Source organism: Micromonospora sp. CA-248212 (assembly GCF_050948405.1).
In the GTDB taxonomy this organism is placed as follows: Bacteria; Actinomycetota; Actinomycetes; order Mycobacteriales; family Micromonosporaceae; genus Micromonospora.
In genome coordinates, this window is record NZ_CP192023.1 from 3,013,949 (window position 1) to 3,032,921 (window position 18,973).

18 protein-coding genes are annotated in these 18,973 nt (G+C 72.1%); 8 read left to right on the plus strand and 10 right to left on the minus strand.

What is annotated here, in order from left to right; translation table 11 throughout:
- Positions 1–71 precede the first annotated feature (71 nt).
- Both ACQP03_RS14360 and ACQP03_RS14365 read left to right on the plus strand, forming a co-directional pair.
- Positions 72–2,024 (plus strand): Xaa-Pro dipeptidyl-peptidase, encoded by a 1,953-nt coding sequence (locus ACQP03_RS14360; protein WP_357392745.1) that lies wholly within the window; start codon positions 72–74, stop codon positions 2,022–2,024.
- Between the two features lie 171 nt (positions 2,025–2,195).
- Positions 2,196–3,704, plus strand: a complete 1,509-nt coding sequence (locus tag ACQP03_RS14365) for a phosphoesterase (RefSeq protein ID WP_357392746.1) — start codon at positions 2,196–2,198, stop codon at positions 3,702–3,704.
- A 73-nt stretch (positions 3,705–3,777) separates the two neighbouring features.
- On the opposite strand, the gene ACQP03_RS14370 is transcribed toward ACQP03_RS14365, so the two are convergent.
- Positions 3,778–4,302 (minus strand): MarR family winged helix-turn-helix transcriptional regulator, encoded by a 525-nt coding sequence (locus tag ACQP03_RS14370; protein WP_357121382.1) that lies wholly within the window; start codon positions 4,300–4,302, stop codon positions 3,778–3,780.
- A gap of 113 nt (positions 4,303–4,415) precedes the next feature.
- Between ACQP03_RS14370 and ACQP03_RS14375 the strand changes: the two genes are divergently transcribed.
- Genes ACQP03_RS14375 through ACQP03_RS14390 form a run of 4 tightly spaced genes read left to right on the plus strand, consistent with a single transcriptional unit; the run spans position 4,416 to position 7,897 of the window.
- Complete coding sequence (locus ACQP03_RS14375) at positions 4,416–5,402, plus strand: LLM class flavin-dependent oxidoreductase (protein WP_433460970.1); 987 nt, start codon at positions 4,416–4,418, stop codon at positions 5,400–5,402.
- Positions 5,399–6,007 (plus strand): hemerythrin domain-containing protein, encoded by a 609-nt coding sequence (locus ACQP03_RS14380; protein WP_433460971.1) that lies wholly within the window; start codon positions 5,399–5,401, stop codon positions 6,005–6,007. Before ACQP03_RS14375 ends, ACQP03_RS14380 begins: the two co-directional genes overlap by 4 nt.
- Positions 6,008–6,047: 40 nt before the next feature.
- Entirely contained in the window at positions 6,048–6,644 is a 597-nt protein-coding gene (locus tag ACQP03_RS14385; RefSeq protein ID WP_433460972.1) for an ArsR/SmtB family transcription factor, read from the plus strand.
- Entirely contained in the window at positions 6,641–7,897 is a 1,257-nt protein-coding gene (locus ACQP03_RS14390; RefSeq protein WP_433460973.1) for an MFS transporter, read from the plus strand. The genes ACQP03_RS14385 and ACQP03_RS14390 overlap by 4 nt, the downstream gene beginning before the upstream one ends.
- Before the next feature lie 193 nt (positions 7,898–8,090).
- Here the strand turns inward: ACQP03_RS14390 and ACQP03_RS14395 are convergent, their stop codons facing one another.
- The 3 genes from ACQP03_RS14395 to ACQP03_RS14405 form a co-directional block, all read right to left on the minus strand.
- Positions 8,091–8,786, minus strand: a complete 696-nt coding sequence (locus tag ACQP03_RS14395; protein ID WP_363661229.1) for an alpha/beta fold hydrolase — start codon at positions 8,784–8,786, stop codon at positions 8,091–8,093.
- Between the two features lie 39 nt (positions 8,787–8,825).
- Positions 8,826–9,206: a VOC family protein gene (locus ACQP03_RS14400; RefSeq protein WP_357121397.1), complete on the minus strand. Its 381-nt coding sequence runs from the start codon at positions 9,204–9,206 to the stop codon at positions 8,826–8,828.
- 94 nt (positions 9,207–9,300) lie between these two features.
- The gene (locus tag ACQP03_RS14405) at positions 9,301–10,338 is read right to left on the minus strand and encodes an SMP-30/gluconolactonase/LRE family protein (protein ID WP_433460974.1); all 1,038 of its coding nucleotides are present in this window, start codon (positions 10,336–10,338) and stop codon (positions 9,301–9,303) included.
- A 237-nt stretch (positions 10,339–10,575) separates the two neighbouring features.
- Between ACQP03_RS14405 and ACQP03_RS14410 the strand changes: the two genes are divergently transcribed.
- The gene (locus tag ACQP03_RS14410; protein ID WP_433460975.1) at positions 10,576–12,378 is read left to right on the plus strand and encodes an acyl-CoA dehydrogenase; all 1,803 of its coding nucleotides are present in this window, start codon (positions 10,576–10,578) and stop codon (positions 12,376–12,378) included.
- A gap of 3 nt (positions 12,379–12,381) precedes the next feature.
- Here ACQP03_RS14410 and ACQP03_RS14415 read toward each other — a convergent pair whose 3' ends face one another.
- On the minus strand, positions 12,382–12,558 hold the full coding sequence (locus tag ACQP03_RS14415) for a hypothetical protein (protein WP_357121405.1): 177 nt from the start codon (positions 12,556–12,558) through the stop codon (positions 12,382–12,384).
- Positions 12,559–12,792: 234 nt separating this feature from the next.
- Positions 12,793–13,506 (minus strand): spermidine synthase, encoded by a 714-nt coding sequence (locus tag ACQP03_RS14420; RefSeq protein WP_357172151.1) that lies wholly within the window; start codon positions 13,504–13,506, stop codon positions 12,793–12,795.
- A gap of 126 nt (positions 13,507–13,632) precedes the next feature.
- Here ACQP03_RS14420 and eccB point away from each other — a divergent pair, with 126 nt between their 5' ends.
- The gene (gene eccB, locus ACQP03_RS14425) at positions 13,633–15,003 is read left to right on the plus strand and encodes a type VII secretion protein EccB (protein ID WP_357392755.1); all 1,371 of its coding nucleotides are present in this window, start codon (positions 13,633–13,635) and stop codon (positions 15,001–15,003) included.
- Between the two features lie 45 nt (positions 15,004–15,048).
- On the opposite strand, the gene ACQP03_RS14430 is transcribed toward eccB, so the two are convergent.
- The 4 genes from ACQP03_RS14430 to ACQP03_RS14445 form a co-directional block, all read right to left on the minus strand.
- Positions 15,049–15,654 carry a class I SAM-dependent methyltransferase gene (locus ACQP03_RS14430; RefSeq protein ID WP_357392756.1) on the minus strand — a complete coding sequence of 202 codons (606 nt, stop codon included), beginning with the start codon at positions 15,652–15,654 and terminating at the stop codon, positions 15,049–15,051.
- Positions 15,655–15,715: 61 nt separating this feature from the next.
- On the minus strand, positions 15,716–16,582 hold the full coding sequence (locus tag ACQP03_RS14435) for a carbohydrate ABC transporter permease (RefSeq protein ID WP_357121417.1): 867 nt from the start codon (positions 16,580–16,582) through the stop codon (positions 15,716–15,718).
- Positions 16,582–17,532, minus strand: coding sequence for a carbohydrate ABC transporter permease (locus ACQP03_RS14440; RefSeq protein ID WP_357172154.1), 951 nt, complete (start codon positions 17,530–17,532; stop codon positions 16,582–16,584). Before ACQP03_RS14440 ends, ACQP03_RS14435 begins: the two co-directional genes overlap by 1 nt.
- A complete protein-coding gene (locus ACQP03_RS14445; RefSeq protein ID WP_357172155.1) occupies positions 17,529–18,923 on the minus strand; it encodes an ABC transporter substrate-binding protein in 1,395 nt (464 codons plus the stop codon). The genes ACQP03_RS14440 and ACQP03_RS14445 overlap by 4 nt, the downstream gene beginning before the upstream one ends.
- Positions 18,924–18,973: the final 50 nt, after the last annotated feature.

Genomic DNA, 18,973 nt, shown 5'->3' on the forward strand with positions numbered 1-18,973 from the left:
CCGTGGCCACTGGGCAAAGAGGCATCGATACGATGGAATGTCCTGGACGCGCCGCACCCGGGAGGACACCGATGCCGACCGCCCGAACCCGCGCACGAAGCGCCGCCGCCCTGGCCGGCCTACTGGTCGCGGCGCTCGCCGCCGCGCCCGCCACCGCCGACCCGACCGACCGGCACCGTCCGGCCCCACCCCACGTCGTCGGCACCGGTACGGTCCCGGCCTACTCCTATGCCAGGGCGATCCGGGAGAGCGTCTGGGTCGAGACCCGCGCCGACAGCGACGGCGACGGCGTCCGCGACCGGGTCGCGGTGGACATCGTCCGGCCCCGGGAGGCCGCCGCCGCAGGCATCCGGGTACCGGTCATCATGGAGGCGTCGCCCTACTACCTCTGCTGCGGCCGGGGCAACGAGGGCGAGTTCAAGGCGTACGACGCGTCCGGCGTCATCGCCTCGGTGCCCCTGTTCTACGACAACTACTTCGTCCCGCGCGGCTACGCCTTCCTCGCCGTGGACCTCGCCGGCACCGCCCGCTCGACCGGGTGCGAGGACGTCGGAGGCCCGGTCGAGGTGGGCAGCGCCAGGGCGGTGGTGGACTGGCTCAACGGCCGGGCCCGCGCGTACACCGCCGACGGACGACCGGTCGACGCCGGCTGGAGCACCGGCCGGGTCGGCATGATCGGCAAGTCGTGGGACGGCTCCGTCGCCAACGGGGTCGCCGCCACGGGCGTGCCGGGCCTGGCCACCATCGTGCCGGTCTCGGCCATCTCAAGCTGGTACGACTACATGCGATACCAGGGGACGCTGGTGTCGACCGACTATCCCGGCTGGCTGCACTCGGACGTCAGCAGCCGCCCCGAGTCCGCCTGCGCGACAGTGCTCGCCCGGCTGCGGGCGGACAGCGCTGAGCAGACCGGCGACTACAACGGGTTCTGGGCGCAGCGCGACTACCGGCCGTCGGCCGACCGGGTGCGGGCCAGTGTCTTCGTGGCACACGGTCTCAACGACCTGAACGTCACCACGAACCAGTTCGCCCGCTGGTGGCAGGAGTTGGCCGAGCGGGGCGTACCCCGCAAGCTGTGGCTCTCCCAGGCCGGCCACCAGGATCCGTTCGACGTGCGACGCGCCGAGTGGGTGGCGACCCTGCACCGCTGGTTCGACTACTGGTTGCAGGGGTTGCCGAACGGGGTGATGGACGAACCGCGGGTCGACCTGGAGACCGCCCCCGGCAGGTGGACGACGCAGCGCGACTGGCCCGCGCCCGGCACCCGGGAGATGCGGGTTCACCTCGGCGTCGGGGACGGCGTCACCGGTACCCTCGGCGGCCGCGCCGCGCGGCCGGGCCAGGAGCGGGAGTACGTCGACGAGGCGCTGACCGAGGACGCGGTGGTCGCCGAGCCGAACAGCGCGACCGCCGGCCGGCTGGTGTTCCTCTCCGCTCCGCTGGACACTGCGCTGCGGATCTCCGGCAGCGCGTCGGTGCGACTGCGCGTCCGGGTGGATCGGCCGACCACGCAGCTGGGCGCCCGCCTGGTCGACTACGGCACCGCCGAGCGGAGCTGGTTCGGGGCGGTGCGGACGTTGGACACCGAGTCCTGCTGGGGTGCGTCCACCCAGGCCGACGACGCCTGCTACCACGACACCGAGGAGATCACCGAGGTCTCCGACCACGCGGTGCTGGCCCGGGGCTGGCTCGACGCCGCGCACCATCGTTCGCTGCGGTTCACCACGCCGCTGCGGGCGGACCGGTGGTACACGGTCACCGTGCCGCTGAACGCGTACGACGCGGTGGTGCCGGCCGGGCACGTCCTCGGCCTGGTGCTCGGTCAGAGCGACCCGGAGTTCACGATGGCCGAGGACCGGGACGCGACCGTCCGGGTCGACCTCGGGCGCAGCGAACTGGTCCTGCCGGTCGCCGGTCGGACCGGGTTGCCGGCCGTCGACGTCGCGCCGACGGTGGTCACCGCGCCCGCCGCGCCGTCGACGGCCGAATCGGCACGCGTGGAGCGGGGGCGCCAACGCCCCTGATCCTGTCGCCCCGCTGTCGTTTCGTCACCCAGCGCCCGCGCCGCCGTGCCCTTCAACGGGCTCGGCCAGGGAGTTCACCGGGTAACCGTCCGGCGTACGGCGGGCGTTCACCGACCTCTTCGAGGCTCCTTGATCGAAAGAGCATTCGCTTGATCGAGGAGAGGCTCTCACGTGAGAGACAAGCAAGCCGAAGAGGTCGAGCGCGCGCAGTTGTCGCGGCGCAAGCTGGTCAAGTACGCCGGTGTCGGCGCGACGCTGGCCGCCGCGAGTCCCCTGGTGGGCGGCGGCGCGGCGTGGGCCGACGAGGAGCGCCGGCCCGGCGATGACGAGGGCGACCGGGGCGGCGTCAAGAACCGGTCGTGGCGCGCGGGTGACCACCACGTCCACTCCGAGTACAGCGGCGAGTTCGACACCACCCGGAGCCCGATCGTCTTCCACAAGGGCGCGGACGCGGTCTACCCGATCGTCACCAACGCCATCATGGCCAAGAACTTCGGCCTGACCTGGGCGATGTGCACCGACCACGGTGGACCGACGCACTCGAAGGTCAACATCGAGCAGGCGTACCCCGACCTGCTGCGCTCGCGCAAGCTCGTCCCCGAGGTGCTCCAGTTCTGGGGCATGGAGTTCGACGCGCCCTCGCTGGACCACCACACGCTGATGATCCCGCGCCACGACGACGAGGCGAAGCAGCTCTTCGAGCTGGAGAGCCGCTTCGCCAAGTACGACGCGTTCCCCACCGACCCGGCCCGCGACACCGAGGCCAAGATGGTGGAGTTCCTCAAGGTCGCCCGGGGCATGCCGCACAAGCCGCTGGTGATCGCCCACCACGCCTCCCGTTCGGCGACCGGCCTCGGCGTCTACGGCCAGGACACCCCGCGCGAGTTCCGTAACGGCAACAACGCCGCGCCCGACGTGTACATCGGCTTCGAGGGCGCGCCCGGTCACCAGGCCGCTCCGCTCAACGGCGGCAAGCGCGGCGGGTACGGCAACCACCCCACCTACGGCGGCTTCGACCAGATGACCGCACGGGTCGGTGGCCTCTGGGACTCGCTCCTCGGCGAGGGTCGGCGCTGGTGGATCACCGCGACGTCCGACTCGCACGTGCACTGGACGCGCGGCGGCTCGGACTTCTGGCCGGGGGAGTACAGCAAGACCTACGTGTACGCGCGCCAGGACTACGGCGACATCATGGACGGCCTGCGCAACGGCCGGATCTGGGTGACCACCGGCGACCTGATCCGCAGCCTCGACGTGACCGCCACGTCGCAGGGCAAGACGGCTGAGGTCGGCGAGACCATCACGGTCAACCGTCGCAGCCGCACCGACGTCGAGATCGAGATCCGGTTCCGCCCGCAGGACGGGGTGAACGGCAACGGCGACCGGCCGGAGGTCCGCCGCGTCGACCTGATCGTCGGGCAGATCACCGGACCGAGCGCCAACCTGGACGCCGACACCAACCCCACCACCAAGGTGGTGGCCCGGTTCGGCCCGCGCGACTGGCGTCGGCAGGGTCACGACTACGTCATCCGGCACACCCTGCGCAACGTCGAGGCCGACACGTACGCCCGGGTGCGCGGCACCAGCACCGACGAGGCCGAGCCCCTCGCGGACGGTCTCGAGAGCCCATGGGACGACCTGTGGTTCTACTCCAACCCGGTGTTCGTGCACGTCCGCTGATCCCGCCCCACCCTCCCTGTTGATCAAGAGGTTCGCGTCACCGCAGGCCGGAATCCTGACGCGAACCTCTTGATCAACGCCGTTCTGCGGGTGGGGCGGGGTGGATTTCGGTTACCGCTTCGCAGAGGTTGCGCAGGGGGTCGGTGGCCTGGGTGGAGCAGGCCACTCTTTGCAGCAGGGTGCGCAGGGTCGTCGACTCGGTCGGCGTGAGCGACCCCAACAGGTGCGCCTCCACCCGTCGTAGCGCCTCGCGCCGCTGCTCCCAGGCCGCCCGCCCGGCGTCGGTGACGTCCACCAGTCGGCTGCGCCGGTCGGACGGGTCGGCCCGCCGGGCCACGAAGCCGGGGCGTTCGAGGTCGTCGATCAGGTACGTCAGCACCGTGCGGTCGATCCCCAACTCCTCGGCGATCGCGCCCTGATTGCGACCCGGGCCGGTGACCGAGGCGGTGAGCACCTGATAGCCGCGCGGGCCGCCGGGAAAATCGGTCAGCGCGTGCTCGGCCGCCCGAACGTAGCCACGGAAGACGATCCCCAGCATCCAGCCCAGATCGTCGTCGAGCGGATCGGGCCGGTCCGGCCGGTCGGTGGCACCCGTCATACCCCGACGATAGCCGAAGTCACAGACCATGTTGGCAACAGATGTTCTGTCTGACATAAGGTTGGCGTCGCGACGCATCGCGCGACGCGGCGCGTACGACAGGAGGCTCGCACATGAGCGACTACGGCCACGACCTGGTCTTCGGCTCGTTCACCACGCCCGGCAACGACGACCCGGACCGCACCGTCGGGCTCGCCGTCCTGGCCGAGCAGGTCGGGCTGGATCTGGTCACCTTCCAGGACCACCCGTACCAGCCACGGTTCCTGGACACCTGGACGCTGCTGAGCTTCATCGCCGCCCGGACCGACCGGGTGCACCTGTCCGCGAACGTCACCAACCTGCCGCTGCGCCCACCCGCCGTGCTCGCCCGCAGCGTCGCCAGCCTCGACCTGCTCACCGGAGGTCGGGTCGCGTTGGGCCTCGGCGCGGGCGCCTTCTGGGATGCCATCGAGGCCATGGGCGGGCGGCGGCTGACCCCCGGGCAGGGCGTCCGGGCGTTGGAGGAGGGCATCGACGTCCTCCGGCAGACGTGGGACGCGCAGGCACGCGGCGGTGTGCGGGTCGACGGCGAGTTCCACCGGGTCATCGGCGCGAAGCGCGGTCCGGCCCCCGCCCACGCGGTGCCGATCTGGCTCGGGGCGTACAAGCCACGCATGCTCGCGCTCACCGGTCGTCGGGCCGACGGCTGGCTGCCCTCGCTCGGCTACCTCGAACCCGGTGACCTGGCCCGGGGCAACGCCGTCATCGACGACGCGGCGCACGAGGCCGGCCGTTCACCTGCCGACGTCCGCCGGCTGCTCAACATCTCCGGCACCTTCTCCACGGTGGGCCGTGGCCCGTTGCACGGACCCGTCGAGCAGTGGGTGCGGGAGCTGACCGAGTTGGCGCTGGGGGACGGGATCGGCACGTTCATCCTGGCCAGCGACGACCCCGACGACCTGCGCCGGTTCGCCGGTGAGGTGGCGCCCGCCGTGCGTGAACTGGTGGCGACCGAGCGCGACCGGGACGCCGCGTCGGTGCGTACCCCCGCCGAGGTCCTTGCGGACACGCAGCCGGCGGCGGTCGTCGCGCCCCCGCGCCGCGGGCCCGGGCGCGGGTGAGCGCCGGCGCCTTCGCGGTGGTGCCGACACCCGATGACGGCCGCCGGCTCAGCGACCGGCAGGTCTGGGACGAGGCGGCCCGCCCCACCGGGCCGACGCCCGATCCCACCCGCACCTACACCGCGCACGAGCAGGCCACCGGCCAGCACCTGGTGCAGGTGCACGACGGACTGCGCGCCGAGTTGGCGCAGATCCACGACCTGATCGAGCAGGTGGCGGCCGGCGAGATCGACGCCGGCGCGGCGCGGTCGCAGATCAACACGATGACCATGCGGCAGAACCGGTGGACGTTGGGGGCGTACTGCGAGTCCTACTGCCGCATCGTCACCACCCACCACACCATCGAGGACCAGGCGCTCTTTCCGCGCCTGCGGCAGGCCGACCCACGGCTGCGCCCGGTCGTCGACCGGCTGGAGCAGGAGCACCACGTCATCCACGAGGTGTTGGAGGGCGTCGACAAGGCGCTGGTGGCGTACGTCGGCGCGCCGGACGGGCTGGCCGAGCTGCGCGCCGCGGTGAACCTGCTGACCGACGCCCTGCTGTCGCACCTGAGCTACGAGGAGCGGGAACTGGTCGAGCCGCTCGCTCGCCTGGGGGTGAGCTGACCGGGTTGCCCGGAGGGACTTGAGAGACTACTTTCGAAACATGTCTCTCAAGAATCCGTACGGGGATTTCGAGATCACCGAGCCGCAGGCCCTGCGGGCGTTGGCACACCCCGTCCGCCTGGCCATCCTCGACCGGCTCCAGCGACACGGCCCGTCCACCGCCACCGGGCTGTCGCCGCACGTCGGGGCCACGCCGTCGGTGGTGAGCTGGCACCTGCGTCACCTCGCGACGTTCGGCCTGGTCGCCGACGCCGACGGAAGCACCAGCAAGCGGGAGCGCTGGTGGCAGGCGACCGCGCGAGGGTTCCGCTTCAGCCTGCCGGACGACGCCGAGGGGCAGGCCGCGGCGCGGCAGCTCCGCGGCGAGATGTTCGCGCGGATCGCGGAGACGCCGCAGCAGTGGCTGCTGCACGACGAGCCCCGCCTGGAGGCCGAGTGGCGCGGGCTCGCCGGGGTGTCCGACACCCGCTTCGTCGCCACGGCGGACGAACTGCGGCACCTCGAAGAGGCGATCGAGGAGCTGATCGCCCCGTACGTGCGGCGCAAGGACGACGACACGAAGCCGGCCGACGCGCAGGTCGTCCGGATGCTGCGCTACCTGCTGCCCGAGGCCGCCGACGACGAGTCCGCGTCATGACCGTCGTCGACGCCCCGGCCGCGCCGGTTCGGCACCGCGACCGGCGCTTCCGTACCTTCTGGATCGGTCAGACGATCACGGCGTTCGGCGACCGGATCAGCGAGCTGGCCCTGCCCCTGATCGCCGTTGCCCTGCTCGCCGCGACGCCCGTGCAGGTCAGTGTCCTCACCGCGCTGATCTGGCTACCCAACCTGCTGGGCCTGTTCCTCGGCGCGTGGGTCGACCAGCGCACCCACAAACGCCGCCTCCTGATCATCGCGGACCTGGTCCGCGCCGTCGTGCTGCTCAGCCTCCCGGTGGCGTACCTGTTCGGCGCGGTCACCCTGACCCAGCTCTACCTGGTGGCGCTGCTCACCGGCGCCGCAGCGGTGCTGTTCGCCCTGGGGCAGCAGGCGTTCTTCGTCGCCCTGGTGCCACGCTCGGCGTACGTGGAGGCCAACAGCAAACTCAGCGTGAGCCGGTCCCTGTCGTTCATCGTCGGCCCGGCCGTCGGCGGAGGACTCGTCCAGGCGCTCAGCGCGCCGGTGGCGATCCTCGTCGACGCGGTGTCCTTCCTCGCGTCCGCGCTGCTGCTGCGTCGTATCCCGGTCACCGAACCCCCGCCACCGCCACGGCAGACGTCCACCCTCGGCATGGTCCGCGAGGGGATGGCGCTGGTACTGCGCCACCCGGTGCTGCGCGCCGCGCTCGGCTGCACCAGCACCGTCAACTTCTTCACCTTCATCGCGTCGGCGCTGCTGGTGCTCTACGCCAACCGGGAACTCGGCCTGTCGGCCGGCGCGATCGGCGTCGCGTTCGGCGTCGGAGCGCTCGGTGGCCTGGCCGGCGCGGCCCTGGCACCCCGCATCTCGCGCGCCATCGGGCTCGGTCGTACGGCGATGATCGGCGCGGTGGTGTTCCCCGCCCCGCTGGCGCTGACGGCGCTGATCAACGGCCCGACCTGGGCGAAGGTGGCCATGCTGGCGGCCATCGAGTTGGTGTCCAGCGTCGGTGTGATGCTGATGGACGTCAACCTCAATGCCCTGCTCGCCGCCGTCACCCCGGACGACGCGCGGGGTCGTCGAGCGGGCGCGTACAGCGCCGTCAACTACGGCATCCGGCCGCTCGGCGCGCTGGTCGGCGGCGCGCTCGGCACCACCCTCGGACTGCGGCCGACCCTGGTCGTCGCCGGAGTGGGCGGTGTGCTCGCCGTGCTGTGGCTGCTCGCGTCCCCGGTACGCCACATCAGGACCCTCGACACCGTCACGCCGTGACCGTCCCGACTGGCCGTCGCCCGGCTTGTGCCGCTCCCGACTGGCCGTCGCCCGGCTTGTGCCGCTCCTGACTGGAGGCAACTGCCTCCCGAGGCGTGATGCCTGTGAGTCATCTTGATGACTCACAGGCATCACGCTCATGGCACCGATGCCCCCGAGCCGACCTTGACGGCGTGCCGGCACCGGCCGCCGGTCAGCTCGCCTCCGCCGCGAGCAGCGCGGCCAACTCGGCGGGCTGGGAGAACATCGGCCAGTGGCCGGTGGCCATCGTGAGGAGCCGCCAGCGCTCGCTGGCGAGCAGCGCCGCCACCGTGTCGTTGGGCTCGGGCCCGTCGAGCAGGCACTTGACGTACGTCGCCGGCAGGTCGCCCAGGGAACCGCTCAGCACGGCCGGCTCGGTCAGCGTGCGCCCCGGATGCGGGGTGGCGCCCTTGACCAGCCGCGCGATCTGCTCTTCGGTGAGACCCTGACCGTCGAACTCGGCTGGGGCGAGCGGCGGCCAGTCGCCGCCGTTGGCGGCGAGCACCGACTCGAACGCCGCCTGCCCCTGCCACCAGCCGGATGCGAACGACCCGCCGTCGACCGGCACCTCCGAGTCGAGGAAGACCACCCGGGTCAACCGGTCACCGATCCGCTCGGCGGCCTGCCCCACCGGGATGCCCGAGTAGCTGTGCCCGACGAGCACCACGTCGCGCAGGTCGCGGCGTTCGATCTCGTCGACAATGTCCCGCACGTGGGTCTGCTGGCCGGCCGGCACTCCCTGCCTCTCGGCGAGACCGGAGAGGGTCAGGGCAAAGGTCTGGTGGCCGGCGGCCCGCAGGGGCGGCGTCACCTCGTCCCACGCCCAGGACCCCAGCCACGCTCCTGCCACCAACACCAGATCAGCCATGGCCGGAACCCTACTGCGGCCCTGCGACAGGTGCGCGCGTCACGACCAGGTCCGGGCCTGGGCGTCGAACACCTCGGGTGGACTCTCGACCGGCAGGACGCAGAGCAGGTGCCCTCCGGGCGCCCGCAGGATGCGGCACTCCATCCACCGCGTCACCTCAGTGGCGCCCAGGCCGACCAGCCGGGCGGTCTCGGCCGCCACGTCGTCGGTCTCGATGTCGAGGTGGTAGCGCGGCGCGTCGTCGACGGCCTGGACGGCGGTGACCAGGCCCGGCACCGCCTCGTGCAGCCCCACGAACTGCGGCTCCTCCGGGTGGGACCGGGTGCCGACGCCCAGGGCCGCCGACCAGAACTCCGCCGCCCGCGCGGCCTCCGCCTCGGGCGCGTCGATGAGCAACGCGTACACACGGCTTCGATGCATGCGAGGCAGGATATCGACGATTCCTACCCTGTGCTGGTCGCGCCGAGGTGAGCGGCGATCTGGGCCGGCAGCGGGTAGGGAGGGAATACCGCCGTCAGGCGTGGTCCGTCGGTGGCGGGCCGGCGTCGACCGGCATCCGGTAGATCCGGATGGGGTAGGCGACGGCCGGATGCCCGCCGTTGAACCCGGCCGTCAGGTGCAGTTGGGCCGCCGGCAGCCAGAGCTGCCCGTCGGTGTCGAGCCACATCGCGTCCACCCAGTTCAGGCGTGGGTCCGCGACGAGCGTACGCACGCTGCGGTCCGGCCCCACCGCGAGGATGCGGCGGCTCTCGACATCGCTGACGTAGATGGTGCCGCGCGCGTCGATGGCCGTGCCGCCGGTGCTCGGGGTGTCCGACCAGGGCTCGACCCGCCGGGCCAACTCCTCATCCGACAGCGTCGGGTCGTCCAGCCACCGGGTGCCGATCCGGGACATCCCACCCGAGGCCGGCTGGTAGTACAGCCACCGACCGTCCGGCGACACCTCCAGTTGGTCGGCGTGCAGGCACACCTCGGCCCCGCTGGGATCCCGCAGCGCCCGGCCGTCGGCGACCACCGGCCTGCCCACCGTGCTCGGGTGCCTGTCCAACACCCGTCGGCACGCGCCCGAGTCGAGATCCACGACGACGAGGCCGGGCGCGCCGGCATCGGTGACGTACGCGGTGCCGTCGTGGAACCGGACGTCGTCGACGTAGCTGTGCGGACGCACCGCGCCGTCGAGGTGGTAGACCCGGTCCACCCGGTCGCCGTCCACGTCGACCACGATCAACCGCGCCCCGCCGGGCACCTGGTCGCCGCCGAGCTGGGGCGACCCGGAGTCGACGATCCACAGTCGACCGTCCGGGCCGGCGCGCAATCCATTGACGTGCACGAACGTCCCGTCCGGCGGTTGGTCCCGCGCATTCCAGGCGGCGTCCGGGTACGGGTTGCGACGGCCGTCCGGCAGCGCCTCGACCACCTGCACACCCGGCCCGTCCGCCGACGGGTAGCTCAGGAAGACGCGCCCCCGCAGCGTGGTCACGCCCGTGCAGACCCGGTCCTCGACGAGTACCGGTGTCAACCGAGGATCCTCCTCGGTGGGAAGCATGGACATCGGCCCGCTCCTCACCCGACGGGCGACACCGCCGTACCCGTCGATGGTCCGCCACCGTTGGCGCGGTATCCCCGTGCCGGCCCCGGCGAAACACCGACCCCGCCACCGGGTCGGGTACGCCAGCCACACCGCCCCGGGCCGCCGGTGGTGCGCTCCCGACTGATCGGTCAGGATGGGACCGGGCGACGCCGGGCCGCCGCCCCGAGCCGACACACCCCAGCCCCGCCGAGGAGTTCCGTGCCGTCCACCCTGCTCTCCCGCCGTGACCTGGACTTCCTGCTGCACGACTGGTTGCGGGTGGCGCACCTCGTCGAGCGTCCCCGCTACGCCGAGCACTCCCGGGAGACCTTCGACGACGCCCTCGACCTCGCCGAGCGGGTGGCAACCGACCAGTTCGCCCCGCACAACCGGGCCGCCGACCTCGCCGAGCCCACGATCGACGGGAACCGCGTGCGGACGATCCCGCAGATCGAGGCGGCACTGCGCAGCTTTGCCGAGACGGGCCTGCTCACCGCCGCGATGGACGACTCCGTCGGTGGTCTGCAACTGCCGCACGCCGTCGCCGCGGCCTGCTTCGCCTGGTTCCAGGCGGCCAACGTGGCCACCTCCGCGTATCCGCTGCTGACCCTGGGCAACGCCAACCTGCTGCTGGCTCACGGCAGCGCCGAGCAGGTCGACACCTACGTCCGGCCGATGCTCGAGGGCCGGTTCTTCGGCACCATGTGCCTGTCCGAGCCGCACGCCGGCAGCTCACTGGCCGACATCGTCACCCGGGCCGAGCCACAGCCCGACGGGACGTACCGCCTGTTCGGCACCAAGATGTGGATCTCCGGCGGTGACCACGAGCTGGCCGAGAACATCGTCCACCTGGTGCTGGCGCGGATACCCGGCGGCCCGCCCGGGGTGAAGGGCATCTCGCTGTTCGTCGTACCCAAGGTGCTGGTCGGCCCGAACGGCTCGCTGGGGGAGCGCAACGACGTGGCGCTGGTCGGGCTCAACCACAAGATGGGGTTTCGGGGCACCACCAACGCGCTGCTCAGCTTCGGCGACGGCGGGCACACCCCGGGCGGCCAGCCCGGCGCGGTGGGCCACCTGGTCGGCGCGCCCCACCAGGGACTGGCCCAGATGTTCCACATGATGAACGAGGCCCGGATCGGCGTCGGGGCCGGCGCCACCGCGCTGGGCTACACCGGCTACCTCAAGAGCCTGGCGTACGCCCGGGAACGGCCGCAGGGCCGACCGGTCGGCGCGAAGGACCCGGCCACGCCGCAGGTGCCGATCATCGACCACCCCGACGTACGCCGGATGCTGCTGGCCCAGAAGAGCTACGTGGAGGGGGCGCTGGCCCTGGTGCTCTACTGCGCCCGGCTGCTCGACGAGGAGAAGACCGCGCCGACCGACGCGGACCGCGAGCGGGCGCACCTGCTGTTGGACGTGCTCACCCCGATCGCCAAGAGCTGGCCGTCGCAGTGGTGCCTGGCGGCGAACGACCTGGCCATCCAGGTCCTCGGCGGCGCCGGCTACACGCGCGACCATGACGTGGAGCAGCACTACCGCGACAACCGGCTCAACCCGATCCACGAGGGCACCCACGGAATCCAGGCGCTGGACCTGCTGGGGCGCAAGATGACCATGCACGGCGGCGCGGGCCTGGTCCTGCTGACCGAGACGATGGGGGACACCGTCGCGCGGGCGCGGGTGGCCGGCGGCGAGGCCGCCGAACTGGCCGAGCGGCTGGACACGGCGGTGCGACGGATCACCACCGTCACCCGGCGGCTCTGGGCCGGCGGCGACCCGGTGCTTGCCCTGGCCAACGCCAGCGCGTACCTCGAGGCGGTCGGGCACGTGGTGATCGCCTGGATCTGGCTCGAACAGGTGCTGGCGCTGCCGCCCACCGGAAGCGCCGATTCCTTCCACGCCGGGAAGCGGCAGGCCGCCCGCTACTTCTTCAGTGTCGAACTGCCCCGCACGGGACCCCAGTTCGACCTGCTGGACAGCCTCGACCGCACCGCGCTCGACATGCGCGCGGACTGGTTCTGACCGTCAGCGTCGACGGCCCTGGTGGTGCATGGCCTGCCGACCCTTGACCACACCCAGGACGATCACGATCACCAGCGCGATCAGACCGATGATGATCAGCCAGCGGACGGCCTCGAGAATCAGCCCGAGCAGAATCAGCACGCCAGCCACCACGCCGACGACCCAGAGCAGGGCACGCATCGCGACCTCCCGTAACTCGGTCGCGGCGCGAGATGCGGCGACCCCGGGCCCCACATTCCCGCCCCCGCGAAACCCAAACACCCCCCGGACGCCCACCCCTGCGCGATCTTGCACTTTCTGTCCCGGCAAAAAGGACTTCGGCCCGCATATCACCAACAGAATCTGCAAGATCGGCGAGGGGTTGAGGGCGAGGGCGAGGGCGGGGGCGGGGGCGAGGGCGAGGGCGAGGGCGCGTCAGCGCCGGGCGACGTAGACGGTGTTGGCGGACTGGCCACCGGTCAGCGGGTTGGCGAACGGCACGACGTGCGCCCGTACGGTCGTGAACACCTTCCCGAGCGCCGCGGTGAACGCGTCGTCCGGTGGGTCGTCCGACCAGAGCGCGAAGACACCCTCCGGACGGAGCAGCGCGGCGAGCCGACGGAGGCCGTCCGGGGTGTAGAACGGCGCGTGGCTCGGGTGCAGGACGTTGCGCGGCGAGTGGTCGACGTCGAGGAGGACCGCGTCGAAGCGCCGCCCGGGGGCCTCGGCGTCGAACCCCTCGTCGCCGGCCACGGCGGCGAAGAAGTCGGCCCGGACGAAGCGGGTCCGAGGGTCCTCGGCCAGCCCGGCCGCGAAGGGCAGCAGCCCTCGTCGGTGCCAGTCGATGACGTCCTCGATGGCCTCCACCACCAGCAGCGCCCGTACCCGTGGGTCGGCCAGCGCGGTGCACGCCGTATAGCCCAGTCCGAGGCCGCCGACCACCACGTCGAGCGTGTCGCCGGCCAGTTCGGCGAGGCCGAGGCGGGCCAGCTCGATCTCGGCGACGGGGAAGAGGCTGGACATCAGGTACTCGTCGTCGAGCTTGACCTCGTACACCTCGACCTGGAGCGCCGGGTCGCGACGCCGCCGCAGGCTGATCGCGCCGATCGGTGTCTCCCGCCAGGCCAGTTCCTCGAAACGCGCGCCCACGGTGCCCTCTCGCCGCCGGATTCGTCCCCGAATGGTACCGACCGGGTTCCGCCCCGCCACGCAGGGTCCACGGGACATCGACGCAGCGCATATCCTGTGCCCGGTCGAACCAGCGGAAGGGACCCGATGCCGTCGCGGCAGGATCAGCTGCACTCCTACCAGTTCAGCGTCCAGCGGGCGGTCGCCGCGCTGGTGATGCGGGAGACCGACCCGGCCCAGTCGCCGTTCCGACGGCTGGCGGGCGCGGGCCTGGCCAGCGTCCTCGTCGCGGTGATCGGGCTCGGGGGCGCGGCGCTGTACGGCCTGTTCGCCGGTGGTGGCAAGGGCTGGCGGGACCCGGGCGCGGTGATCGTGGAGAAGGAGTCCGGCGCCCGGTTCGTGTACCGCGAGCAGAAGCTGCACCCGGTGCTCAACTACGCCTCGGCGTTGCTGATCGTCGGCGCGGACCGGTCGAAGACGGTACTGGTCTCCCGGCGGTCGATCGACGGCGTGCCGCGCGGCCTGCCACTGGGCATCGCCGACGCGCCGGACTCGTTGCCCGCGCCCGGTCGCCTCGCGAAGTCGCCCTGGACGGTCTGCTCGACGACGGCCGGCGCGGACTCCCGTTCGGCCCTGCTCATCGGCGTCGACCCCGACGGCGGCCGGCCCCTCGGCGACGAGGCGCTGCTGCTCCGCCATCCGGATGGCGACCTGCACCTCGTGTGGCACCAGCGTCGCTACCTGATCCGCGATCCCAACCGGGTGCTGGCCGCGCTGGCGACCACCCGGACACGGGCGGTGCCCGTCGCGCCAGCACTGCTCAACGCCCTCCCCGCCGGGGTCGACCTGGCCCCGCCGCCGCTGCCCGGCGAGGGCCAACCCTCCGCCCGGGTGCCGGGCGCCACCATCGGGCAGGTCTACCTGGTCCGCAACTCCGGCGGCGGCCGGCAGTACGCGGTGGCGCTCGACGACGGGCTGGCCGGGATCACCGAGTTGCAGGCCGGGCTGCTGTTGGCCCGTACCGGGCAGGGGGAGTCGGAGCCGATGACGTTGGGTCGGTTCGCGGCGCTGCCCACGATGCCCGACCTCGCCCCGAGCGGCCCGACCGCTCCGCCGCCCGCCCCGCCCCGGCTCGCCGCCACCGACGAGGCGGCGATCTGCACCCGCGTCGGCGACGACGACGCGGGCGAGGTGCGCTGGGGCGTACACCTGCCGGACCTGGCGGCCGTTCCGCGGACCGCGCCGTCCGGCGGCGCGGCGCTGGCCGACCACGTGGTGGTGCAGCCCGGCGGCGGCGCGGTGGTCGAGGCCGCCGCGGCGCCCGGCGCGTCCGGTGGGGCGGTGTCGGTGGTCACCGATCTGGGCCGGCGGTACGTGCTGGCCGACCGGGAGGTGCTGCCGATGCTCGGGTACCGCGACGTGCGACCGGTGCGGCTGCCCGCCGGCCTGGTCAGTCTCGTGCCGGCGGGCGCGACCCTCGATCCGGCCGCGGCGCGGGCCGTCGCCGCCCCGTCCTGACGCCGCTCGGGCCGTTCGCCGCCCCGTCCCGACGTCGCCCCGGCGTCAGGTTGCCGGCCGGCGCAGCACGCTGACCGCGAAGGGCGCGTCGTCCCGCCACGGGCGCAGGTCCCAGGTGGCGAAGCGGTGTTCGAGGCGCAGCCCGGCGGCGACCGCGTCGGCGTCGAACGCGGTCAGCGGGTAACCGCGTTCGGTGCCGAAGCCCACCGCCAGGACGCCGTCCGGGCGCAGGTGCCCGGCGAGGCGGCGCAGCACCTCCGGCTCGGTGCCGACGGCGACGAACGCGAGCACGTTGCCGGCGAGCACGGCGGCGTCGAACGGCTCGCCCTCTCCCATCGCCGGCAGGTCCAGGTCGGCCAGGTCGGCGACGAGCCAGCGCGGACCGGGATGATCGGCGCGGGCGGCCTCCACCAGGACGGGGTCGGCGTCCACCCCGACGACGGTGTGCCCGCGCTCGGCCAGGGCCGCGCCGACCCGACCGGTGCCACTGCCGGCGTCGAGGATCCGTGACCCGGGCTCGACCAGGGTGTCCACCAGTCGGGCCTCGCCGGCCAGGTCGGCGCCCTCGGCGGCGAGTTTGCGGAACCGGTCGACGTACCACTGCGAGTGCTCCGGACCGGTGTCGGTCGCCCAGCGGGTCGGGTTGGCCATACGGCCCACGGTAACCGGGTCGGCCGGGGCCGGGCTGGCGGGTGCGCCGATCGGTGGCGGCTCAGCCCTTCTCCGCGCCGCTGGTCAGGCCCTCGGTCAGCAGCCGTTCACTGGCGAAGAAGAGGATCACGATGGGCAGGGTGAGGACTACCGACCCGGCCATCAGCACCGTCTTGGGCACCTCCACGCCGTCGGAGAGCAGCGACAGGCCGAGCGACACCGTCCAGCGGTCGGGTTTGTCGACCAGGAACAGCAGGGCGAACAGGAACTCGTTCCAGGCGATCATGAAGTCGTAGAGCGCGACCGCCATGATCGACGGCATCGCGAGGGGCAGGCTGACCCGGCGGATGATGCCGAGCCGGCCGGCGCCGTCGATGGCCGCGGACTCCTCCAGGCTGACCGGGATGGTCTCGAAGTAGTTCTTCAGCATGTAGACCGATACCGGCAGGGTCTGCGAGACGTAGACCAGCACCAGCCCGAACAGCGAACCGCGCAGCCCGGCGAGGCTGAACACCACGAACAGCGGGATCGCGATGACGATCGAGGGGAACAGGTAGACCGCCAGGAACAGGAAGTCGACCTGCCGCCGACCGAAGAACCGCAGCCGGGCCACCGCGTACGCGCCGGGGATCGCGACGAGCAGCGTGAGGACGGTCGCCGCGACCGCCACCAGGGCGCTGTTGCGGATGAAGGTGAGGAATCCCTGGCCGCCGTCGTCGGTGGCCTTGAGGACCTCGGCGTACGTGGCCACGGTCAGCTCGCCGAAGCCGACGACCAGCGCGCCCGGGTCGAGCAGCAGCCGCTCGATGGGGCGTACCGAGAGCACCAGCATGTAGTAGAAGGGGAAGACGGTGACCACCAGGAACGCGGCGATCACCAGGCGGCGCAGCCAGCGCAGGCTCACCGTCTCGACCATGTCCCGGTCCATCAGCCGACCCTCCGTCCGAAGAAGCGCAGATAGATCAGCACGAACACGATGAGCACCACGGCCAGCACGACCGCCTGCGCGGCGGCGGCCCCGACGTCGGTACGGGCGGTGAGGAACTCGTAGACCCGGACGCTGACCACCTCCGTGCCGGCAGCCCCGCCGGTGAGCAGGTAGACGTCGTCGAACTTGTTGAACGTCATGATGAAGCGCAGCACGCCGAGCAGGGCGATCACCGGCAGGAGCTGCGGCAGCAGGATGTGCCGGAACCGCTGGGTGGGGGTGGCCCCGTCGACGCGGGCGGCCTCCTCCAGTTCGCCGGGCACCGCCTGGAGTCGGGCCAGCAGGAACAGGAACGCGAACGGGAAGTACCGCCATGCCTCGAACGTGATGACCGTGGCCAGCGCGGTCGACTCCTGGGTGAGGAACGGCACCGGCGCGTCCCAGCCCAACAGGCGCTGCCCCCAGTGGTTCACGATGCCGAGCTGCGGGTCGAGCATCACCTGCCAGACGAAGGTCACCGCGACCACGGGCGCCACGTACGGCAGCAGCATGGAGGCCCGTACCAGGGTGCGACCGCGGAACGGCCGGCGGACGACGAGCGCGGCGATCAGGCCGAGCACGATCGACCCGACGGTGCCGCCGACGCTGTAGAGCAGCGTGACCCACAGCGTGTCGGCGAAGCCGGGGGTGTGTAGCACCCGGTCGATGTTGTCCAGGGTCAGCTCGCCGAACAGGCCGGTCTTGCGCAGGGTGGCGAGCCGTACCCGTTGGAAGGCGAGCACCACGGTCCAGACGATCGGGATGCCGATCACGACGATGGTGACGAGCAGGGTCGGCGCGACCAACGCCAGCCCGGCGCGGGACTCTCGGCGGCGCAGCGTCAGCGGTCGACGACGCGCCCGCTCCGGCCGCTCTTCGGTGGGGGAGCGGCCGGGCGCGGTGGTGGTCAATTGACGCCCGCCTTGATCGCCTCGACGTCCTTCTTGGCCCGACCGGCGGCGGCCGCCGCGTCGGACTTGCCGGCGGTGAGGTCAGCCAGCACCTTGGGCACCGGAAGTTCACCGAGCATCGCGCCGACCAGCTTTCCCTGGCCCTGGCTGAGCCCCCAGCGCCCGAACGTGTCCGGGCTGCGGCGAAGGGTGGCGAGCACGTCGTCGCCGTACACGTCGGTGAGGGGCTTCTTGGTGTCCACGCCGGCCGGGCTGGTGGTCCAGGCGGTCAGGAACGCCTCCGGATCGGCCGGGGTTCCCTTGCGCACCGGGAAGCGGCCCTCGGGGGACATGCCGAACCAGCGCGGGTAACCGTCGCCGAGCATGAACTCCACGAAGGACTTGGCCGGGTCGGTCACCGCGCCGTCCAGCACCGCCCACGAGCTGATCTCGCCGTACTGGGCGGGTTCGGTGCCGTTCGGACCCTTGATCGCGGTGACGAACCCGCTGTTCTTGGCGAGGAACGCCGGGTCGCCCTGGCACTGGGGGCAGGTCGGCTTGGCGTCGTTCCGTAGCCCGGCCAGCTCGTCGAGGATGAACGGCGACCAGATCACCATGGCCGCCTTGCCGGCGAAGTAGGTGGCCCGGGTGGTGTCCACGTCCTGCGCGCCCTTGACGGAGCTGGTGCGGATGAGGTCGCCGTAGAAGCGGAACGCCTCGACGCACTGCGGGGAGTCGAGGGTGACGGCGCCGGAGTCGTCGGTGAGCTGGCAACCGTTGGCCAGGGCCAGGTGCTCGAAGGTCTGTTGGGTGAACACGTCGCTCGCCGAGGTGGCGGCGGTGATGCCGGCGACCCCGCCGGTGTTCAGCTTCGTCGCGGCGGCGGCGATCCGTTCGTACGTGTCGGGGGCGGGCAGGCCGGCGGCGTCGAACAGGTCCTTGCGGTAGACGAGCAGTTGCCCCCACCCGTCGCTGGGCACGGAGAGCTGCTTGCCGTCGTCCGAGGTCAGCTCCAACGCCCGGGGGGAGAACGTCTGCCGGCCCAGCGCGTCGACGACCTCCGCGTTCGCCGAGGCGTGCAGCAGCTCGTTGCCCGCGAGCGTACGGATGCCGGCCAGCGAGACCGAGCCGACCACGTCGGGCAGCTCGCCGGCGGCGGCGTTTGCGGCGATCAGCGAGGGGAACTGGTCCTCGTTGACGGTGACGAGGTCGACCTGGATTCCGGTCTTGGCGGTGAAGTCGGCGATTATCGCCTTGGTGGCGGTGACGCGGTCGGCGACGTCCTCCAGGCTCCACACGGTGATCTTCTTGCTGTTGCTGTCGGATCCGTCGTCTCCGCAGGCCAGCAGGGTGGACGTGGCCAGTGCCAGGATCAGGGTGGTGGCGAGTATCCGCCTCGGAGGTGCTGACATCGGTGGCACTCCTCTCGAAGGGTACAAGAGGGATCCAACACCTTCGATTG